This is a genomic window from Pseudonocardia sp. TMWB2A, assembly GCF_017312135.1.
Map to the genome: position 1 here is coordinate 4,648,925 of NZ_QKQY01000002.1, position 18,455 is coordinate 4,667,379.

Below are 18,455 nucleotides of genomic sequence, written 5' to 3' on the forward strand. Positions count from 1 at the left end.
CTCAGCGCCGGGCGCCGGTCCGCAGGCTCTCGCGGGCCAGCGTCGCCGCGCCCACGACGGCGGCGGCCGCGCCGAGCTGTGCGGTCCGGATCCGGGCCAGCGGCCGGTTGCCCGACCCGGTGAGGATGCGGGCGTAGTGCTCGCGGGCGGCGTCGAGGAACAGCGGCGCCGACGCCGACACCCCGCCCGCGATCACCACGAGGTCCGGGTCGAAGACGTCCGCGGCGAGCGAGAGCCCCTCCCCCAGCCAGCGCCCCATGTCGTCGACGGCGGCGCGGGCGACCGGGTCCCCCTCGCGGGCGGCGGCGGCGACCCGCTTGCCGGTGACCCGCCCCGGGTCGACGGCGGCCTCGCGGGCCAGCCCGGACGGGCCGGGCACGTCGCCGCCCGAGAGCATCTCCAGCGCGGTGGCACCGAGTGCGGTCCCGCTGCAGTAGCGCTCCCAGCAGCCGCGCTTGCCGCACGGGCAGGCCCGCCCGTCCGGGACGACCCGCAGGTGCCCCAGCTCGGGTGCGACGCCGTGCGCGCCGCGGTAGAGCCGGCCGTCGAGCAGCAGGGCGCCGCCGATCCCGGTGCCCAGCGCGATCACCAGCGCCACCGAGGCACCGGCCGCGGCGCCGTAGCGTCGCTCGGCGAGCGCGGCGGAGTTCGCGTCGTGCTCCACGACGACCGGGATCCCGCCGAGCCGGGCGCCGATCCGCTCGGCGACCGGGGCGTCGCGCCAGGACAGGTGCGGCGCGTAGCGGACCAGGCCGCGCGGGGCGTCGACGAACCCGGCGAGCGCGAGCCCGACGGCGGCGACGGTGTGCCTGCGCCGCAGCTCGTCGACGGCGCCGGCGATGGCCGCCTCCAGCGCGTCGTCGGTGCGCGGGGTCGGCGCGGAGGCGGAGTCGAGGATCTCCCCCTCGGCGTCGACGACGCCCGCGCGCACGCTGGTGCCCCCGACGTCCACCCCGATGGTGCGGACGTCGGACATCCTGGGGCTCATGTCCGGTGCACCACGATCCGCTGCACGGAGCGTCCGCCGCCGTGCGGACGGCGGGGTTCCTGGCGCGCGGGCGGGGCGGCCTCCTCGAGCACCGCGACGAGCACGGCGAGCAGCCCGGTGGCGTGGTCGGCGAGCCGGGTGACCAGCTCCGACCGCTCCCCCCGCACGACGGCGATCAGCGCGCACACCGGGCAGGCGGTGCAGGAGCCGGCGTCGCCGGGGCCGGGGTCGCTCCCGGCGGCCCGCAGCGAGTCCGACATCGTCTCGGTGGCCGCGCGCAGCCGGTCGAGCAGCGCCACCGCGGTGACCCGCAGGTCCTCCGGGATGCCGCCGTGGTCGCCGCAGTGGGTGCCGCCCCGCGTGTCACGGCCGGTCACGAGGTCATCCAGGTGCCCGGGTCGGGCACGAAGGAGATCACCAGGCGGGCGTCGGAGCCGCGGCCCTCCAGCCGGGCGCCGGTGGCCTCGCAGCGGCGCAGCACCGACGGCAGCGAGACCACGCGCCGGGAGAACCCGATGCCGACGACCATGTCGTCGCCGACCCGGGCGAGGTCCAGCGGGGCGTCCTGGGCGCCGGGCAGCGCCACGTCGAGCTCGAACTCGGTGTCGGCGGAGACGCCGTGGCCTGCGGTGCGGCGCAGCTCCATCAGCGGCCGCGGCGGGGCGCCGTCGGCGGTGCCCGCGGGGTCGTCGTCGCCGTAGACCGACAGGGCCAGCTCGCGCAGCGCGCCGACGCCGGTCGGCTCGGCGGCGGTGTAGCGGACCGCGGTCACCGGCACGTCCGCACCGAGCTCGCCCAGCTCGGCGAGCACGGACTGCTGCTCGGTCGCGCGTTCGCGCAGCCAGCGCGCCGCGGGCCCGCGCAGCGACGGCGGCGGGCCGGGCATCACCCGGTTCGCCAGCAGCCCGTCGACCCGCAGCTCGTGCAGGGCGAGCGCGGTCAGCGTCCGGCGGGTCTCGGCCGCGACGACCCGTTCCGGGGTCAGCACCAGCCGGATCGAGGTGCGGGACCGGTCGGCGAGCAGGCCGCGCAGCCCGCGCAGCTGCTCGGCCAGCACGCCGAGCGCGTCGACCGTGCGGTCCCAGCCCGCACCGTCGGCCTTGGCCCCGGCGAGCCCGGCGACCAGGCCGCGCACGGCGCGCCGGTGCGCGGGGAACAGCCGCTCCAGGTAGCCCGACAGCGCCTCGGGCAGGGTGAGCAGCCGCAGCGTCTCCGCGGTCGGCCCGCAGTCGACGACGACGACGTCGAAGCGGCCGGAGTCGGCGTAGCGCTGCACCTCGACCAGCGCGAGGAGGTCCTCGACGCCGGGCAGCACGGTCAGCTCGTCGGCGACGAGCTCGTCCACCCCGGCCCCGGCGAGCATCGTGCGCAGGTGCCCCTGCAGGTCGCCCCAGGCGCCCTCGAGCAGGTGGCGGGCCTCGATGTGGGCGCCCCACAGGTTCTCGGTGACCTCGGTGGGCTCGGCACCCAGCTCGGCGTCCAGCGCGTCACCGAGGGAGTGCGCCGGGTCGGTGGACACGACCAGCGCGGACCGGCCGGTCCCGGCGACGTGCGCGGCCGTCGCGGCGGCCAGGGTCGTCTTGCCGACCCCGCCCTTGCCGGTGAAGAGCACGACGCGCACAGCGCGGAGCCTAACGATCGCGTCCGCGTCGCCGCCGACCGGCTCAGCCCTTCTCGACGCGGCGCTTGAGGCCCTTCAGTGCGGCGTCGATGATCACTTTCTCCGCCTTGCGACGGAGCATCCCGATCATCGGGAAGTTGACCTCGACGCTGAGCTCGTAGGTGACGGTGGTGCCGCCGGCGTCGCCGACCAGCCGGTACGCGCCGTCCTGGGCGCGCTGGATGCCACCCTTGACCAGCGTCCAGGACACCGAGCGGTCGTCGGCGGCCCAGTCGTAGTCGAGGGTGTAGGTGTCCTTGATGGCCCCGGCGTCCATCGCGAAGCGGACCTGGCGGGCGCGGCCGTCGGCACCGGCGTCGAGGATCTCGACGCTGGTGATCTGGTCGGTCCACTCGGGGTAGGACGCGAAGTCCGCGATCACCGCCATGACCCGCTCCGGCGGGGCGTCGATGTGGATCGAGGACGAGGTCGCGTCGGCCATGGCGGGAGGCTATCCGGTGGTCAGAACCGGAGCACGTAGGGCGTGCCGTGCGCGCGGAAGTGTCCGGCGTTGACGCACTCGGTGCGGCCGATCCGGGCACGGCGGTGCAGCGGCTGGTGCACGTGCCCGAACAGGGCGTGCGACGGCTGCTCGGCCCGGATCCGGGCGGCCAGCGGGGCGCTGGCGATCTCGGCGCGACGGGTGACGACGTCGTAGGTCAGGCCCGGGTGCGCCGGCGGGACGTGGGTGCACAGCACGTCGGCCGGGCCGAGCGCGTCCAGGCGCGCGGTCCACTCCTCGTGGGTCACGAAGTGCGGCCGCCAGGGACCGGTGCGGCGCGGGTCGATCCCGGGCGGCAGCGGCACCCCGCCGAGGAAGCCGAACCGGCGACCGCCGATCTCGACCACCCGTCCGTCGGCGCGGGTGACGCCGTCGGTGTCGGGCCAGGCGTCGGGGACGTCGACGTTGCCCGGGATCGCCCAGACCGGCACCCCGAGCCCGCCCAGCACCCCGAAGACCTCGGCGTACTGCGCGGCGACGGCCTCGGCGACGGCGGCGCCCGGGTCGGCGAACCGGGCCCAGGAGCGCTCCAGCAGGCCCAGCATCTGCGCGCGCGGCGCCCCGATCCGGCGCATCCGGCCGAACTCCGCGGCCACCTCGGGCCCGAGCAGCCGGGAGATGATCCCGTTGGTCGGGTCGCGGTAGTCGATGAACTCCAGCAGGTCGCCGAGCACGAGCACCCCGTCGGCGCCCTCGGCGGCGCGGGCGAGCGGGACGGTGGCGCCGTGGACGTCGGTGACGACGTGCAGCCGCACGCTCAGGCCGTCCGGTCCGGCCGGAACGCCGACGGCGCGACGCCCGCCGGGCGCCCGCCCTCCAGGCGTCGCTTGAGCGCGAAGGCGTGCGCCTTGAACGCGCGGTGCCGCCGGTCGGACTCCGCGCGCAGCCACCGGCGGCGCCGCAGCCGGCCACCGGGCGGCGGGCCGTCCGGGTCCGCGCGCAGGAAGAAGTGCAGGACGGTGCCGTCGCCCTCCGGCTCGCACCAGACCTCCATGGTCCCGACGAGCGCGCCGGTCACGGTCCAGCGCAGCCCGGCCGGTCCGCGGTCGTGCGCGACCTCGGGGCGCAGGTCGGGCCAGTACGACGGCCACCGGGCCGGGTCGGCGAACTCCGCCGCGACCCGCTCGCGGGGCACGGCCAGGAAGGTCTCGTCGATCACGTCGATCGCGGGCACCCGGTCAGCGTGCCACCCCGTGCGACGGCGCCGGTCACGGGTACCGTCGCGGCCCGGACCGGACCGGCGGCACCACCGACCGATCCGTTATGTCCGATTCGATGTACGTGGACCCTACTCTCCGGTAGGTTCTGCTCCGAGGTGTCGCCGCAGCCGTCGCGGCGACCGTGTTCAGCCTGTCGAGGCCGCCAGGAGGTCGATCCCCGTGCGTGAGTACAGCGTTCCCGCCGCGGTGTCCGTGGGAGACGAGGAATCGCTCTCGGACGCCGTGTTCGACAACGCCGCGCAGCACCCGTCGGACGTGCTCTACCGCCGCAAGGGCGCGGACGGGAGCTGGTCGGAGGTGACCGCGGCCGAGTTCGGCGAGCAGGTCACCCGGATCGCCGCCGGGCTGGTCGCCGCGGGCGTGCAGGCCGGGGACCGGGTCGCGCTGCTGTCGCGGACCCGGTACGAGTGGACCCTGTTCGACTACGCGATCCTCGCCGCGGGCGGGGTCACCGTGCCGATCTACGAGACGTCGTCGCCGGACCAGATCTCCTGGATCGTGTCCGACTCCGGCGCCGTCGGGATCGTCGTGGAGACCGCCGAGCACGCCGCGTCGGTGGAGAAGGTCCGCGGGGACCTGCCCGAGCTGCGCACCGTCTGGCAGATCGAGCCGGCCGCGTCGGCCCCGGACGCCCCCTCGGCGGTCGAGCAGCTGCGCGGCCTCGGCGCGGACACCCCCGACGACGTGGTGCACGAGCGCCGCGGCGGGGTGCGCGCCGACGACCTGTGCACCCTGATCTACACCTCGGGCACCACCGGCCGCCCCAAGGGCTGCGAGCTGACCCACCGCAACCTGATCGCCGAGATCCGCACGATCGCCGCGACGATCCCGCACCTGTTCGAGGCCGGGGACTCGGTGCTGCTGTTCCTGCCGCTCGCGCACGTGTTCGGCAAGGCCATCCAGTGCGGCTGCCTGTCCACCCGCACGATCGTCGGCCACTCCCCCGACGTGAAGACCCTGCTGCCCGACCTGGCGGACTTCCGGCCGACCTTCCTGCTCGCGGTGCCGCGGGTGTTCGAGAAGGTCTACAACGGCGCGCGGCTCAAGGCGCACAACGACGGCAAGGGCAAGATCTTCGACGCGGCCGCCGACACCGCGATCGCCTACTCCGAGGCGCTCGACGCGGGCGGGCCCGGCCTGCTGCTCAAGGCCCGGCACGCGCTGTTCGACAAGCTCGTCTACGGCAAGCTGCGCGCCGCCGTCGGCGGCCGGGTCAAGGCCGCGGTGTCCGGCTCGGCGCCGCTCGGGGGCCGGCTCGGGCACTTCTTCCGCGGCATCGGGCTGCCCGTGCTGGAGGGCTACGGCCTGACCGAGACCTCCGCGGGCATCACCCTGAACACCGTCGACGGCCAGCGCGTCGGCTCGGTGGGGCGCCCGGTCCCCGGCTGCGCGGTCCGGATCGCCTCCGACGGCGAGATCATGCTGCGCGGCGACATCGTCTTCCGCGGCTACTGGAAGAACGAGGAGGCCTCGAAGGAGGCCATGGAGTCCGACGGCTGGTTCCACTCCGGCGACATCGGCGAGCTCGACGACGCCGGCTTCCTCACCATCACCGGCCGCAAGAAGGAGATCATCGTCACCGCCGGCGGCAAGAACGTCGCCCCGGCCGTGCTCGAGGACCGGCTGCGGGCGCACCCGCTGGTCGGGCAGTGCATCGTGATCGGCGACCAGAAGCCGTTCATCTCCGCGCTGGTCACCATCGACCCGGACGCCCTGCCGGGCTGGCGCGAGCGCAACGGCAAGCCCGCGGGCGACGGCAGCTCGGCCGCCGACCTCGTCGACGACCCGGAGCTGCGCGGCGAGATCGCGGCCGCGGTCGAGGACGCCAACCAGGCCGTCTCGCGAGCCGAGCAGATCCGCAAGTTCACGATCCTGCCGCACGACTTCAGCGAGGCCGGCGGCGAGCTGACGCCGACGATGAAGGTCAAGCGCAAGGTCGTCGTGGAGTCCTACTCCGGCGAGATCGAGGCGCTCTACGCGGGCACCACCGCCGACAAGGGCTGACCCCCGCCGGCGACGACGGGTCGTGCGCTCAGCGCGGCCCGTCGTCGCCGGTCAGGAAGCCGTGCAGGCGCGCCGCCGACGACGGCCCGCCCCAGATCCGCCGGACGCGGGCCCGCCCGGCGCGGCCCATCGCCGTCGCCCGGGCGGGGTCGGCGAGCAGGTCCGCGACCCGGTCGGCGACGGCGGCGACGTCGCGTCCCGGCACGACGTGGCCGGTCACGCCTTCCTCGACGGTCTCCGGCGCCCCGCCGGAGTCCCCCGCGACGACGGGCAGTCCCGACGCCGCGGCCTCCAGCAGCGCGATCCCCAGCCCCTCGACGTCGAGCCCGCCCAGGTGGGTGCGGCACGGCAGGGCGAACACGTCCCCGGCGGCGTGGTGCGCGGCGAGCTCGGCGGCCGGGACCCCGCCGGTGAGCACCACGGCGTCGGTCACCCCGGCGCGTGCCGCCAGTGTGCGCAGCCGGTCCCGGTAGGGCCCGCCGCCGACGAGCAGCAGCCGGGCGCCCGGCACCCGGCGGCGGATCCGCGGCAGCGCCGCGACCAGCACGTCTTGGCCCTTGCGCGGCACCAGCCGGGACACGCACGTCACGACCGGTGCGTCGCCGAGCCGGTACCGGGCCCGGACCGCGGCGCGGGCGGCCGGGTCGGGTGCGAAGCGGACGGTGTCCACCGGGGGCGGCAGGACCTCCAGCGCCGCGTCCGGGCCGAGCGCGCCGGCGAGCCGGCCGCGGGTCCAGCGCGAGACCGTGGTGACGACGTCGGCGTCCCGGCCGATCCGGTGCAGCGCCCGGCGCGCGCCGGGCAGCATCGACCAGCCGACCTCGTGGCCGTGCGTGGTGGCGACGACCCGCTCCACCCCGGCCCGGCGGCGCAGGTACGGGCCGAGCAGCCCCAGCGGCGCGGCCGCGCCGAACCAGACGGTCCCGGCGTCGTGCTCGCGGGCCAGCTCCGCGGCGCGCCGGGCGACCTCGGGGACCGGCAGCATCAGCGACGACCGGTGCCGGTGCACCGGGAACGGCAGCGTGGCGTCGTGGTCGGCGGCGCCGCGCCAGGCGGGCGCGTGGACCGCGAGCGAGTCCGGCGGGAGCGCGCGGGCGAGGTCGGACAGGTAGGACTGGATGCCGCCGGGCCGGGGCGGGAAGTCGTTGGTCACCAGCAGCGTGCGCGCCACGGTCGGCGACGCTAGTCCCCGGCGGGGCGCCGGCCCCCGGTGGTCACCGGCGGGCCGGGCGGCGGGGGTCGGGACGGCGGCTCCGCACGCGCGCTGCGCGTCGGGGATGCGGGCCGCCGTCCGACACTCCGGGGAGCGGACGAGTTCCGCGTCCTCACCGTTGCGTGACCGGAACGGTCGCCCGCCGGGGTGGCGCTGCTCCGTACGAGTGGTGGTGGTCGCTCGACGGCACAGCTGGTGAGGATGTCGTGCTGTTCAGGTGAACGAGCGCGGCGGCCCGCGGTGACGGCCCCGGCCCGGATTTTCTCCGGCGCGGCCATTCTGTCGGACCCCTCCCCTAGCGTCCGCGGTGCTCGACCACCTCGGGTCCGACGAAGGAGGAGCCATGATCGTCGACTGCGATCGCTGCGAGGTCCGCGGTGCCGCGTGCGGTGCCTGCGTCATCGGGGTGCTGCTGGAGGTCCCGGAGGACGACCGGCCGATCCCCTACCTTCCCGTCGACCTGCCGGCCGGCACGGTGGCCACGACCGTCGCCCCGGTGGAGTTCGCCGAGCCGGAGCGCCGGGCGCTGCAGGTGCTGGCCGAGGGCGGCCTCATCCCGCACCTGCGCCTGGTCGAGCCGGGCGCACCGGCGCCCGGCCGGGCCGGACGTACGGCGCTGCCGATGCCGGTGGTCCCGCCGGCCGGGCACGGGCCCCGGCACCGTGACGTGGGGTGAGCGCTCAGCCGCCGAGGCGGCGCAGCAGCACCGCGGACGCCACGGTGTGCGCGCCCCGGCGGCGCACCGAGCGCACGATCTCCTGGTCCGACGTCGCGACCAGCAGCGGCCGGCCCGCCGGCTCGGCGGCGACGAGGTCGCGGACGACGTCGTCGGCGATCACCCCGGCGTCGCTGAACAGCACCCGCACCCCGCGGCTGCCGCGCACCGGCGCGGCGATCACGGCGGCACCGTCGAACACCACGGTGATCTCGGCCCCCGTGCGGGCACCCAGCGCGCCGAGCTGGGCCACCAGCCGGGAGCGCTGGTCGGCCAGCGGCAGGTCCGGGTAGCCGGTCTTGCTGACGTTGTAGCCGTCGACGATGAGGTGCACCGACGGCACGGTCAGCAGCGCGTCCAGCGCGGCCAGCCCGTCGACGGGGGCCGCGACGCGCGCGCCGGTCCCGCGGTCGCCCGTGCCCGCGACGAGGTCCGCCGGCCGCGGTCCGCCCGCGCCGACGTCGAGCTCGCGGCGCAGGCCCGAGATCGCGCCGCTGACGGTGTCGAGCAGCAGCTCCAGGCGCACCTCGTCGCCGCGACGGGCCTCGCGGGCGGCCTGGCGGGCGGCGGCGACCTGACCGGCCGCGGCGTCGGCCCGGCGGCGTTCCCGGTCGGCGCGCTCGCGCTCGGCGGCGGTCTCGGCGCGGGAGCGGGCGAGCTCCTCGTCGACGCCGCCGCGCAGCCGCGCGACCTCCTCCTCCAGCTCGGTGCGGGCGTCGAGTGCGGCACGCAGCCGGGCGCCCTGGTCGCTGACCCGGCGGCGCATCTGCTGGTACTCGGTCTCCCGCTCCCCGACGAGCGCCCGTGCGCGTTCCCGTTCCTCGACCAGCTCGGCCCGGGCCCGTTCGAGCTCGGCGGTGAGCTTGTCGGCCTTGGCCAGGGCCTCGTCGCGCTCGGCGCGCAGGTTCGCCAGGTCCGCGGTCTGCCCCACCTCGGCGACCCGCCGGTGCGCGAGCGGATCGGCGGTGAGCAGCGCGACCGCGGCCGCGTCGAGCTTGTCGACCGGTGCGGGCAGCGGATCCGCGACGGACCCGGCCTCCGCGGCGGGGATCGTCCCGTCCACCGGTGATCCGGCCGCGCGCTGCGCCGCGGGACGGCCGGACGGGCCGGTCCCCTCCGCGGCTCCGGTGTCCCCGGTGGGTGCACCGGGTCCGCCCGGGGGCACGGGCGGGTCGCCGGCGGGTCCTGCCGAGGAGGGCTCGGGCAGCTCCAGCTCACCGGGCCGGTTCTCGGCCCACCAGGCCACCACGGCCGCCCGGAACGCCGCGTCCTGCTGCAGCCGGGCCACCAGCACCTGCCCGCCGAGACGGGCCCGCTTGGCGGGGGTGAACCGGGCGAAGCGGCGCAGCGGGGCGGGGACGTCCCCGGCCGGCAGCCCGCCCAGCGCGGTACCCGCGATCTCGGCGAGCCGGGCCCGCAGCGGGGCGGGCAGCTCCGGCCAGTCGCCCGCGGCCGGGTTGGCGGCGCACGACGAGGCCCCGGAGCACGTGGGCTCCGGTCGCTCCGTGTCGTCGTGCGCCATCGGTCCAGGTTATCCCCGCCCGACCCGGATCGCCGTCGGCGTGGCCGTCCGCACCCGGGACGTCCCCGATCGGTGTCGGCGCCCCGCTCCCCCGGTCCCGGGCCGGGTGTTCGAACATACTGTCGGACCCCACGGCTACGGTGCGGGGCGTGACCTTCTGCTCCCCGCAGCTCACCTTCGACGAGCTGGGCACGCCGCTGCGCGACGTCACCTTCTGCGTGGTGGACCTGGAGACCACCGGCGGCAGCCACCGGACCGACGCCATCACCGAGGTCGGCGCCGTCGCGGTGCGCGGCGGCAGCCGGATCTCCGAGCTCGGCACCCTCGTCGACCCGGGCGTGCGGGTCCCGGCCGACATCACCCGGCTGACCGGCATCACGAACGCGATGCTGCACGACGCGCCACCGCTGGGCGCGGTCCTGCCCTCGGTGCTCGACATGCTCCGCGGCTCGGTGCTGGTGGCGCACAACGCCCCGTTCGACACGGGGTTCCTCAAGGCCGCCTGCGAGCGCCTCGAGCGCCCCTGGCCCGGCCCGCCGGTCCTGTGCACCGCCCGGCTCGCCCGGGCCGTGCTCCCGCACGCCGAGTGCCCCAGCGTGAAGCTGGGCACGCTGGCCCGGCACTTCGGCTGTGCCACCACCCCGGACCACCGGGCACTGACCGACGCCCGGGCGACCGTCGAGGTGCTGCACCACCTGCTGGAGCGGATCGGGAACCTGGGCGTGCAGAGCCTGGAGGAGCTGCTGCAGCTCGTCCGTGACCGGGCGCCGCACCGGCCCACCACCACCCAGCGCCGCCGCAGGCACCTGGCTAACGACGTGCCCTCCGAGCCCGGGGTGTACCTGTTCCGCGGCGGCGACGGCCAGGTGCTCTACGTCGGCACCAGCGGCGACCTGCACCGGCGGGTGCGGTCGTACTTCACGGCCGGGGAGAAGCGCCGACGGGTCCGCGACATGCTCGCCCGCGCCGAGAAGGTCGACACGGTGGTCTGCGCGCACGCCCTGGAGGCCTCGGTGCGCGAGCTGGCGCTCATCGCCGCGCACCGCCCGCCGTACAACCGGCGCTCCCGCAACCCCGGCCGGGCCTACTGGGTGGTGCCGACGGCGGAGGCGTTCCCGCGGCTGTCGGTCGTCGCCACCCCGCGGGCGGGTGCCCTGGGCCCGTTCGGGTCGCAGCGGGCCGCGACCGACGTGCTCGACGCGGCACTCGACGCGCTGCCGCTGCGCCGGTGCACGATCCGCATCCCGGCCCGGAACCCGTCGGCGACGCCGTGCGCGCTGCTCGAGCTGGGCCGCTGCGCCGCCCCGTGCGCCGGGCTGCAGCCCGCCGAGGACTACGCGCCGGCCGTGCACGCCTGGGGCGACCTCGTCGCGGGGCGGGACGACGGCCCGCTGCGGGTGCTGGCCGCCGAGGTCGACGACCGGTCCGCCGGCGGGCGCTACGAGGCGGCCGCACGGGCCCGGGACCGGCTGGCCACGCTGGCCGCCGGGGTCGACCGGGGCGGCACCCTGGCCGCGCTCGCGGGGATCGACGAGCTGGTCGGTGCCCGGCCCGACGGGCGGGGCGGCTGGGAGCTCGCCGTCCTGCGCCACGGACGGCTCGCCGCGGCGGGCAACGCCCCGCGCGGGGTGCGGCCGATGCCGGTCGTCGAGGCGCTGCGGACCGGAGCGCAGACGGTCCTGCCCGGCGACGGGCCGCTGCGCGGGGCCCCGTCGGAGGAGGTCCGGATCCTGCACCGCTGGCTCACCACCGGCGGGACCCGGCTGGTGTACTGCGACCCGCCGTGGGCGGAGCCGGCACGGGGCGGGGGTGCCTGGCGGGAGTGGGCCGACCGGGCCCGGGAGGCGTCGCACCGCACCGGTGACCGGTCCCCCGACGAGCCCGCCGGGGTCTGAGGACGTACGACGGCGGCCCCGCCGGAGACCGTGTCTCCGGCGGGGCCGCCGTGGAGTGCTTCCGGGCCGGGGCCCGGGCCGTGCTCAGTCGCGCGGCTGCTGCGGACGACCACCGTCGTCCGGGCGGCCCGCGAGCTCACCGCTGCGGGACTCGAGCTCCGCCCGCGCCTCGTGACGCCGGCGGGACTCCTCGAGCTCCCGCTCGTGGGCCTCGTGGCGGGCCACGGCCAGCGCGCGGGACTCCTCGGCCGGGTCCGGCGTGAGCAGCGAACCGGAGACCGGCTCACCCGCCAGGCCGAGCTGGTTCATCCGCTTGGGCACCGAGGCGCCCTGGTACTCCAGCGGGATGGCGTGGCCGTGCGAGTCGACGCCGCCCAGCGGCTGGTGCACCTCGATGAACTCACCGTGCGGCAGCCGCTTGATGATGCCCGTCTCGATGCCGTGCTCCAGCACCGCGCGGTCCGACCGCTGCAGACCGATGCACCAGCGGTAGGCCACCCAGTACACGATCGGCGGCACGACGAGCAGACCGATGCGGCCGGCCCACGTGGTCGCGTTCAGCGAGATGTGGAAGAAGTACGAGATCCAGTCGTTGAACCCGCACATCACGAGCCACAGGTAGAACGAGATCGCCATGGCGCCGAGCGCGGTCCGGACCGGGACGTCGCGCGGACGCTGCAGCAGGTTGTGCAACGCGTCGTCCCCGGTGAAGCGCCGTTCGATGGCCGGGTAGGCCCCGGCCAGCACGAACAGCACCGGCAGGAAGCCCGCGGTGGGGATGAACGCCGCCGGGATCGTGTACGTCCCGAACAGGTAGAACTCCCACGGCGGGAAGATCCGGCCCATGCCCTCCGACCACAGCATGTAGAAGTCCGGCTGCGACCCGGCGGAGATGTGCGAGGCGTCGTACGGGCCGAGGTGCCAGATGGGGTTCATCTGGAACAGGCCCGAGATCAGCGTCAGCACACCGGCGACGACGAAGAAGAACGCGCCGCCCTTCGCCGCGAACTGCGGCATGATCCGCACACCGACGACGTTGTTCTCGGTCCGGCCGGGGCCGGGGAACTGGGTGTGCTTCTGGTACCAGACCAGGCCGAGGTGCACGGCGATCAGCGCGAGGATGATGCCGGGCAGGATCAGCACGTGGATGATGTAGAGCCGCGGGATGATCTCGGTCCCGGGGAACTCGCCGCCGAACAGCGCCCAGTGCACCCAGGTGCCCATGATCGGCACGGTCAGCGTGATGCCCGAGGCGATCCGCAGCCCGACGCCCGAGAGCAGGTCGTCCGGCAGGGAGTAGCCGGTGAAGCCGGCGAAGGTGCCCAGCAGGATCAGCACGACCCCGATGGTCCAGTTGGCCTCACGCGGCTTGCGGAACGCACCGGTGAAGAACACCCGGAACATGTGGATGATCATCGCCGCGACGAAGAGCAGCGCCGCCCAGTGGTGCAGCTGACGCATGAACAGGCCGCCGCGGACCTCGAGCGAGATCTCCAGCGCGGACTCGTAGGCCCGCGACATGTGGACGCCGCGCAGCGGGTCGTACGGCCCGTTGTAGACGACCTCCTGCATGGAGGGGTCGAAGAACAGCGCCAGGTAGGTGCCCGACAGCAGCACGATGATGAAGCTGTACAGGGCGATCTCGCCCAGCATGAACGACCAGTGGGTCGGGAAGACCTTGTTGAACTGCTTCCGGAGCCCCGCCGCCGCGTGGTAGCGCTGGTCCGCCTGGTCGAGTGCCGCGCCGCCCTTGGCCGCGAGGCCACCCGAGGAGGTGGTCGGTGTCGTGATCGAACTCATGTCGTCTTCGGCCTCTCCCAGAACGCGGGTCCGACGGGCTCCACGAAGTCGCTGCGGGCGACGAAGTAGCCCTCCTCGTTCACCGTGATCGGCAGCTGCGGCAACGGCCGGGCGGCCGGCCCGAAGACGGGCTCGGCGTCCTGCGTGGCCAGGAACTGCGACTGGTGGCACGGGCAGAGAATGCGGTTGTCCTGCGCCTGGAACAGCGAGGTCGGGCACCCGAGGTGGGTACAGACCTTCGACCAGGCGTAGAAGTCACCGTAGTTGAAGTTCTCCTGACCGGGGCGCTTGGTGACCTCGGTCCCGGGGCGGAGACGGATGAGCATGACCGGCGCGTCCGAGGCGCGCTGCGCGTGCAGCAGCTCCTCCTCGTTGCCCCGCTCGCTCTCGCGGTACGGGAAGACGGTCATCATCGCACCCGGCTCCATGTCCTCGGGTCGCACTCGGGCGATCTCGGAGAGGATACCCGTGTCGGTGCGCAGGTACACCGTCTCGCCGTTCTCCGGACGCCAGCCGGTGTGCCACAGCGGGGAGTCGTCGCCCTCGGCCCACGGGTTCCGGATGATGCCGCCGAGCGCGACGACACCGGTGCCGATACCGGCCACCGCCGCGGCCAGACCGGCGCTGCGGATGATCAGCTTGCGACGCCCGATCGTGGTGCCCTTGCCGGCGTCGGCGACCTGGGCCAGGAAGGTGGCGCGGTCGACGTCGGTGGACGGGCCGTCGTGGCGCTGCTGGACCGAGGTCTCCTCCGGGAACAGCTTCTTCACCATCTGGATGACCGCGATGCCGATGGAGAGCACCGAGAACCCGAAGGTGAAGCCGATGACCGGGGTGTAGAGGTTGTAGAGCGCGTGGCCGGGCTCGCCGACGTTGACGTACTCCCACGGCCACGCGATGAACGCGACCACGAAGGCGATCATGGAGATCGCCGAGATGACGAACCACAGCGCGACCGAACGCTCGGCACGCTTCTCCGCGCGGGTCCCCGGGATCGGGAACGCCGGCGTGTTGTGCACGACCTCGACCTCGTCGAGCTCGCCGGCCAGACGGGCCAGCTGCTCGGGCGACATCGCATCGAGCTCCTCCTTGGTCGGACGACGGTCCGACCCGGTGCTGACTTCGCTGCTCAACTCTTCGCCCCCAACCAGATGGCGAACCCGACCAGACCGGACATCACGACGGCGAAGATGAAGACACCCTCGGCCGTCGGACCGAGACCCAGCAGCGAGTAGCCGCCCGGGTCGTTGGCGTGGTTCACCGACTTGATGTACGCGATGATGTCCTGCTTCTCCTGCGGCGTGAGCTGCTGGTCGGAGAAGCGCGGCATGTTCTGCGGACCGGTCTGCATCGCGGTGTAGATCTGCTCCTCGCTGGCCGGCTCGAGCGCGGGAGCGTACTTGCCGGACGACAGCGCGCCGCCGACACCGGTGAAGTTGTGGCACGAGGCGCAGTTCAGGCGGTACAGCACGCCGCCGCGGCCCGGGTCGTCGCCGCGCAGGGCCTCGCCGGTCGCGGCCGGGGTGACCGGCCCGCCGCCGTTGGCCTGCACGAACGCGCCCAGCGCCTCGAGGTTCGCCCGGCCCTCCTGGGTCTCCGGGTCGAAGATCGGCAGCGGGTGCTTGCGGGCCGCCTGGGCCTCCTGGCGCGCCATCGGCATACGACCCGAGGACACCTGGAAGTAGACCGCCGCGTCACCGACGCCGATGAGGCTCGGGCCGCGGTCCTGGACGCCCTGCAGGTTCGCACCGTGGCAGGTGATGCAGGTGTTGTTGTAGAGCTGCTCGCCCTTGGCGATCAGCGCGGTGTCCTGCTGCGCCTGGGCGACCTGCGGCTGCGGCGCGAAGGCGGCGTAGAGGAAACCGACGGACAGCAGGCCCAGCCCGATGGCGAGGGCGCCGGCGATGCGGCGCTTCAACTTGCCGTGCGGACGGGTGCGGCCCCCGGCCTTCTCGTCCGGCCGTGCGGCCGGTGGTGGGTTCTGGTTCTCGGTCATCGCTGGGGGTCTTCCAACCTCGACGTCGTGGCGGGTGCTGTCAGGGAACGGGCGGCGCGATCGGTCAGCGGATGAAGTAGATCGTGGCGAACAGCCCGATCCACACCACGTCGACGAAGTGCCAGTAGTACGACACCACGATCGCCGCGGTGGCCTGGGCGGGCGTGAACTTGCTGAGCTTCGTGCGGATGATCAGGTACACGAACGCGAGCAGGCCGCCGACCACGTGCAGCCCGTGGAAGCCGGTCGCCAGGTAGAAGACCGACCCGTAGGCGCTCGACGCGATCGTCGTCTCGTGCGAGGTGACCAGGGTGTAGTACTCGAAGGCCTGGCCGAGCACGAAGAACGTCCCCATCGCCAGCGTCAGGGCGTACCAGCGACGCAGGCCGAACACGTCACCACGCTCGGCGGCGAACACGCCGAACTGGCAGGTGAACGAGGACGCCACGAGCACGATCGTGATCGCGAGCGCGTAGGGGACGTCGAGCTCGGTGGGCGGCGGCGGCCAGGGGCCGTCGTTCTGCGCCCGCGCGGTGAAGTACATCGCGAACAGCCCGGCGAAGAACATCAGCTCGCTGGAGAGCCAGACGATGGTGCCGATGCTGACCAGGTTGGGGCGGTTCAGCGAATGGATCCGCGCGCTGATGTTGGGTGCCGCTGTCGTCACGTCGGGCATTATGACCCGAGCCGAACTTCTACGGCTTGTCGGGATACCCCTCGCCACATCACGATCGGCGAACGGACCCCATGATCACCGAACTCTTCGCCTGGTCGGGGCGACCGAACGGCCGCCGGACGGCCCCGTCCCGGACCGCCGACACGACAACGTTCGGGGGCGACGGAGGGTTCCCCTAGTATCCCCGGCGTGAGCGGACGAGCGGCAGAGATCGGCAGCGCGGCCGGATCGGTGACGGGGACCAGCACGGTGCTGGTCTACAGCCACCGTCCCGAGGTCCGCGAGAGCATCATCGAGGCGGTCGGGCGGCGGCCCGCGCCGGACGTGGGCCGGGTGCGCTGGGTGGAGGCGGCCGGCATCGCCGAGGTCCTCGCGGCCTGCGACGCCGGCGAGGCCGACCTGCTGGTCCTCGACGGCGAGGCGCAGCCGACCGGCGGTATGGGCGTGGCCAAGCAGCTGCGTCACGAGATCGTCGACTGCCCCCCGATCGTGCTGACCGTCCGCCGCCGGGACGACCGCTGGCTCGCCACCTGGTCGGAGGCGGACGCCGTGCTCGTGCACCCGCTCGACCCGATCGAGGCGGCCGAGGTCGTCGCGCAGGTCCTGCGCGACCACCGGCCCGGCACCCTGACCCAGCAGCAGTAGCGAGACAGAGGACACCTCACGTCGTGAGCGCACCCACCTGGCCCTCCGTGATCGGCCGCCTGATGCGCGGCGAGGACGTCACCGCCGACGAGGCGACCTGGGCGATGGGTCAGGTCTTCGCCGGCGAGGCGACCCCGGCGCAGCTCGCCGGGTTCCTCGTGGCGCTGCGCGCGAAGGGCGAGACGCCCGCGGAGATCTCGGGCATGGCCGACGCGATGCTCGCCCACGCGCTGCGGGTGCACGTGCCCGGCCGCTCGGTCGACGTCGTCGGCACCGGCGGGGACCAGGCGCACACGGTGAACATCTCCACGATGGCGGCGATGGTCGTCGCCGCGGCGGGTGCGCCGGTGGTCAAGCACGGCGGGCGCGCGGCGTCGTCGCAGTGCGGGACGGCCGACGTGCTGGAGGAGCTGGGTGTCGCGATCGAGCTGACCCCGTCCGCGGTCGAGCGGTGCGCCGCGGAGCTGGGGATCGCGTTCTGCTTCGCCCAGTCCTTCCACCCCGCCATGCGCTACGCCGGCGGGGTCCGTCGCGAGCTCGGCGTCCCGACCGCGATGAACCTGCTCGGGCCGCTGTCCAACCCGGCCCAGCCGGAGACCGGCCTGATCGGCTGCGCCGACCCCCGGCACGCCGCGACGATGGCCGAGGTCTTCGCCCGGCGCGGCAAGTCGGTACTGGTGGTGCGCGGCGACGACGGGCTCGACGAGCTGACCACCACCGGGCGCAGCACCGTCTGGATCAGCGACGGCGGCGCCGTCCGCGAGGAGCGGCTCGACCCGGCCGACCTCGGAGTCGGCGTGGCCACCGCCGAGGACCTGCGCGGCGGCACCCGGCAGGTCAACGCCGCCGTCGTCCGCGACCTGGTGGCCGGCAAGACCGGTCCGGTGCGCGACGCCGTGCTCCTCAACGCCGCCGGGGCGCTCGCCGCGCACCGCGGGGTCGGCCCGGACCTCACCGCGTCGGTCGGGGCGGCGCTCGACGCCGTCGCCGAGGCGGTGGACTCCGGTGCGGCCGCGGACCTGCTGACCCGCTGGGCCGCGCTCTCGACCGAGCTCGCGTCGGCCTGACCCGCGGGGCCGGGCTCAGTCGAGCCCGATGGCGAACGCGGCGTCGGTGTCGGCCCTGGAGTAGGACCGGAACGCGATGTGGGTGTCGGTCCCGACGACGCCGTCGATCTTGCTGAGCCTGCTGGCGATCACGTCGGCGAGTTGCTCGTGCTCGCGCACCTTGACGATCGCGATCAGGTCCACGTCACCGGCGCAGGAGTAGACCTCCGACACGCCGTCGAGGTCCGCGATGGCCTGCGCGGTCTCGGGGATCCGGTCGGCGGCGGTGTGCACCAGGACGATCGCGGTGATCACGGTGGGGCTCCCCCTCGGGTCAGGGCGTGGCGGACACCGATGAGGCTAGTGGGGGCATCCCCTGTGGCGCAGGCCGCATCCGGTTGCTACTGTGATCGTCATGCGCACCGTCGAGCACACCCTTGCTCCGGCCGCAGCCCTGCCCGCACGACTTCTCGCGGTAGTAGCACTGCGCGTCGGCTGATCCAGGCCGCCGACGCGCCCGCGCCGCAATCCCGGCGCTTCCCTCCCGCACACCGCGGTGAGGATCTACGAGAC

At 74.7% G+C, this 18,455-nt stretch carries 18 protein-coding genes; 5 read left to right on the forward strand and 13 right to left on the reverse strand.

The annotated features are described in order from the left end of the window. Position 1: 1 nt before the first annotated feature. The 6 genes from DMP17_RS36315 to DMP17_RS36340 are packed head-to-tail and all read right to left on the reverse strand — an operon-like array spanning position 2 to position 4,324. A complete protein-coding gene (locus DMP17_RS36315) occupies positions 2-988 on the reverse strand; it encodes an ROK family protein (RefSeq protein ID WP_337831903.1) in 987 nt (328 codons plus the stop codon). Further along, positions 985-1,365 (reverse strand): hypothetical protein, encoded by a 381-nt coding sequence (locus tag DMP17_RS36320; RefSeq protein ID WP_226357818.1) that lies wholly within the window; start codon positions 1,363-1,365, stop codon positions 985-987. The genes DMP17_RS36315 and DMP17_RS36320 overlap by 4 nt, the downstream gene beginning before the upstream one ends. After that, the gene (locus DMP17_RS36325) at positions 1,362-2,609 is read right to left on the reverse strand and encodes an ArsA family ATPase (protein ID WP_226357819.1); all 1,248 of its coding nucleotides are present in this window, start codon (positions 2,607-2,609) and stop codon (positions 1,362-1,364) included. Before DMP17_RS36325 ends, DMP17_RS36320 begins: the two co-directional genes overlap by 4 nt. A gap of 43 nt (positions 2,610-2,652) precedes the next feature. Beyond that, positions 2,653-3,090: an SRPBCC family protein gene (locus tag DMP17_RS36330; protein WP_020623841.1), complete on the reverse strand. Its 438-nt coding sequence runs from the start codon at positions 3,088-3,090 to the stop codon at positions 2,653-2,655. A gap of 20 nt (positions 3,091-3,110) precedes the next feature. Then, on the reverse strand, positions 3,111-3,905 hold the full coding sequence (locus DMP17_RS36335) for a metallophosphoesterase family protein (RefSeq protein WP_226357820.1): 795 nt from the start codon (positions 3,903-3,905) through the stop codon (positions 3,111-3,113). 2 nt (positions 3,906-3,907) lie between these two features. After that, positions 3,908-4,324 carry a hypothetical protein gene (locus tag DMP17_RS36340; protein WP_062396088.1) on the reverse strand — a complete coding sequence of 139 codons (417 nt, stop codon included), beginning with the start codon at positions 4,322-4,324 and terminating at the stop codon, positions 3,908-3,910. A 205-nt stretch (positions 4,325-4,529) separates the two neighbouring features. Between DMP17_RS36340 and DMP17_RS36345 the strand changes: the two genes are divergently transcribed. After that, entirely contained in the window at positions 4,530-6,374 is a 1,845-nt protein-coding gene (locus DMP17_RS36345) for an AMP-dependent synthetase/ligase (RefSeq protein WP_337831904.1), read from the forward strand. 28 nt (positions 6,375-6,402) lie between these two features. On the opposite strand, the gene DMP17_RS36350 is transcribed toward DMP17_RS36345, so the two are convergent. Further along, positions 6,403-7,545 carry a glycosyltransferase family 4 protein gene (locus DMP17_RS36350; protein WP_337831905.1) on the reverse strand — a complete coding sequence of 381 codons (1,143 nt, stop codon included), beginning with the start codon at positions 7,543-7,545 and terminating at the stop codon, positions 6,403-6,405. A gap of 385 nt (positions 7,546-7,930) precedes the next feature. On the opposite strand from DMP17_RS36350, the gene DMP17_RS36355 reads away from it, so the two are divergent. Beyond that, entirely contained in the window at positions 7,931-8,263 is a 333-nt protein-coding gene (locus DMP17_RS36355; protein WP_226357823.1) for a hypothetical protein, read from the forward strand. Between the two features lie 4 nt (positions 8,264-8,267). On the opposite strand, the gene DMP17_RS36360 is transcribed toward DMP17_RS36355, so the two are convergent. Further along, on the reverse strand, positions 8,268-9,824 hold the full coding sequence (locus DMP17_RS36360) for an NYN domain-containing protein (RefSeq protein ID WP_337831906.1): 1,557 nt from the start codon (positions 9,822-9,824) through the stop codon (positions 8,268-8,270). A 149-nt stretch (positions 9,825-9,973) separates the two neighbouring features. On the opposite strand from DMP17_RS36360, the gene DMP17_RS36365 reads away from it, so the two are divergent. After that, the gene (locus tag DMP17_RS36365) at positions 9,974-11,719 is read left to right on the forward strand and encodes a DEDD exonuclease domain-containing protein (protein ID WP_337831907.1); all 1,746 of its coding nucleotides are present in this window, start codon (positions 9,974-9,976) and stop codon (positions 11,717-11,719) included. An 84-nt stretch (positions 11,720-11,803) separates the two neighbouring features. Here DMP17_RS36365 and qcrB read toward each other — a convergent pair whose 3' ends face one another. From qcrB to ctaE, 4 genes are all read right to left on the reverse strand, one after another. Next, complete coding sequence (gene qcrB, locus DMP17_RS36370) at positions 11,804-13,519, reverse strand: cytochrome bc1 complex cytochrome b subunit (RefSeq protein ID WP_226357826.1); 1,716 nt, start codon at positions 13,517-13,519, stop codon at positions 11,804-11,806. After that, on the reverse strand, positions 13,516-14,652 hold the full coding sequence (gene qcrA / locus DMP17_RS36375) for a cytochrome bc1 complex Rieske iron-sulfur subunit (protein ID WP_226357827.1): 1,137 nt from the start codon (positions 14,650-14,652) through the stop codon (positions 13,516-13,518). Before qcrA ends, qcrB begins: the two co-directional genes overlap by 4 nt. Continuing rightward, entirely contained in the window at positions 14,649-15,515 is an 867-nt protein-coding gene (gene qcrC, locus DMP17_RS36380) for a cytochrome bc1 complex diheme cytochrome c subunit (protein ID WP_337831908.1), read from the reverse strand. Before qcrC ends, qcrA begins: the two co-directional genes overlap by 4 nt. Before the next feature lie 64 nt (positions 15,516-15,579). Then, complete coding sequence (gene ctaE, locus DMP17_RS36385) at positions 15,580-16,191, reverse strand: aa3-type cytochrome oxidase subunit III (protein ID WP_337831909.1); 612 nt, start codon at positions 16,189-16,191, stop codon at positions 15,580-15,582. Between the two features lie 249 nt (positions 16,192-16,440). Here ctaE and DMP17_RS36390 point away from each other — a divergent pair, with 249 nt between their 5' ends. Together DMP17_RS36390 and trpD are read left to right on the forward strand one after the other, a co-directional pair. After that, on the forward strand, positions 16,441-16,836 hold the full coding sequence (locus DMP17_RS36390; RefSeq protein ID WP_020625131.1) for a response regulator: 396 nt from the start codon (positions 16,441-16,443) through the stop codon (positions 16,834-16,836). Between the two features lie 23 nt (positions 16,837-16,859). After that, the gene (trpD, locus tag DMP17_RS36395) at positions 16,860-17,903 is read left to right on the forward strand and encodes an anthranilate phosphoribosyltransferase (protein WP_337831910.1); all 1,044 of its coding nucleotides are present in this window, start codon (positions 16,860-16,862) and stop codon (positions 17,901-17,903) included. A gap of 15 nt (positions 17,904-17,918) precedes the next feature. On the opposite strand, the gene DMP17_RS36400 is transcribed toward trpD, so the two are convergent. Then, positions 17,919-18,197, reverse strand: coding sequence for an Lrp/AsnC family transcriptional regulator (locus DMP17_RS36400; RefSeq protein ID WP_226357830.1), 279 nt, complete (start codon positions 18,195-18,197; stop codon positions 17,919-17,921). Positions 18,198-18,455: the final 258 nt, after the last annotated feature.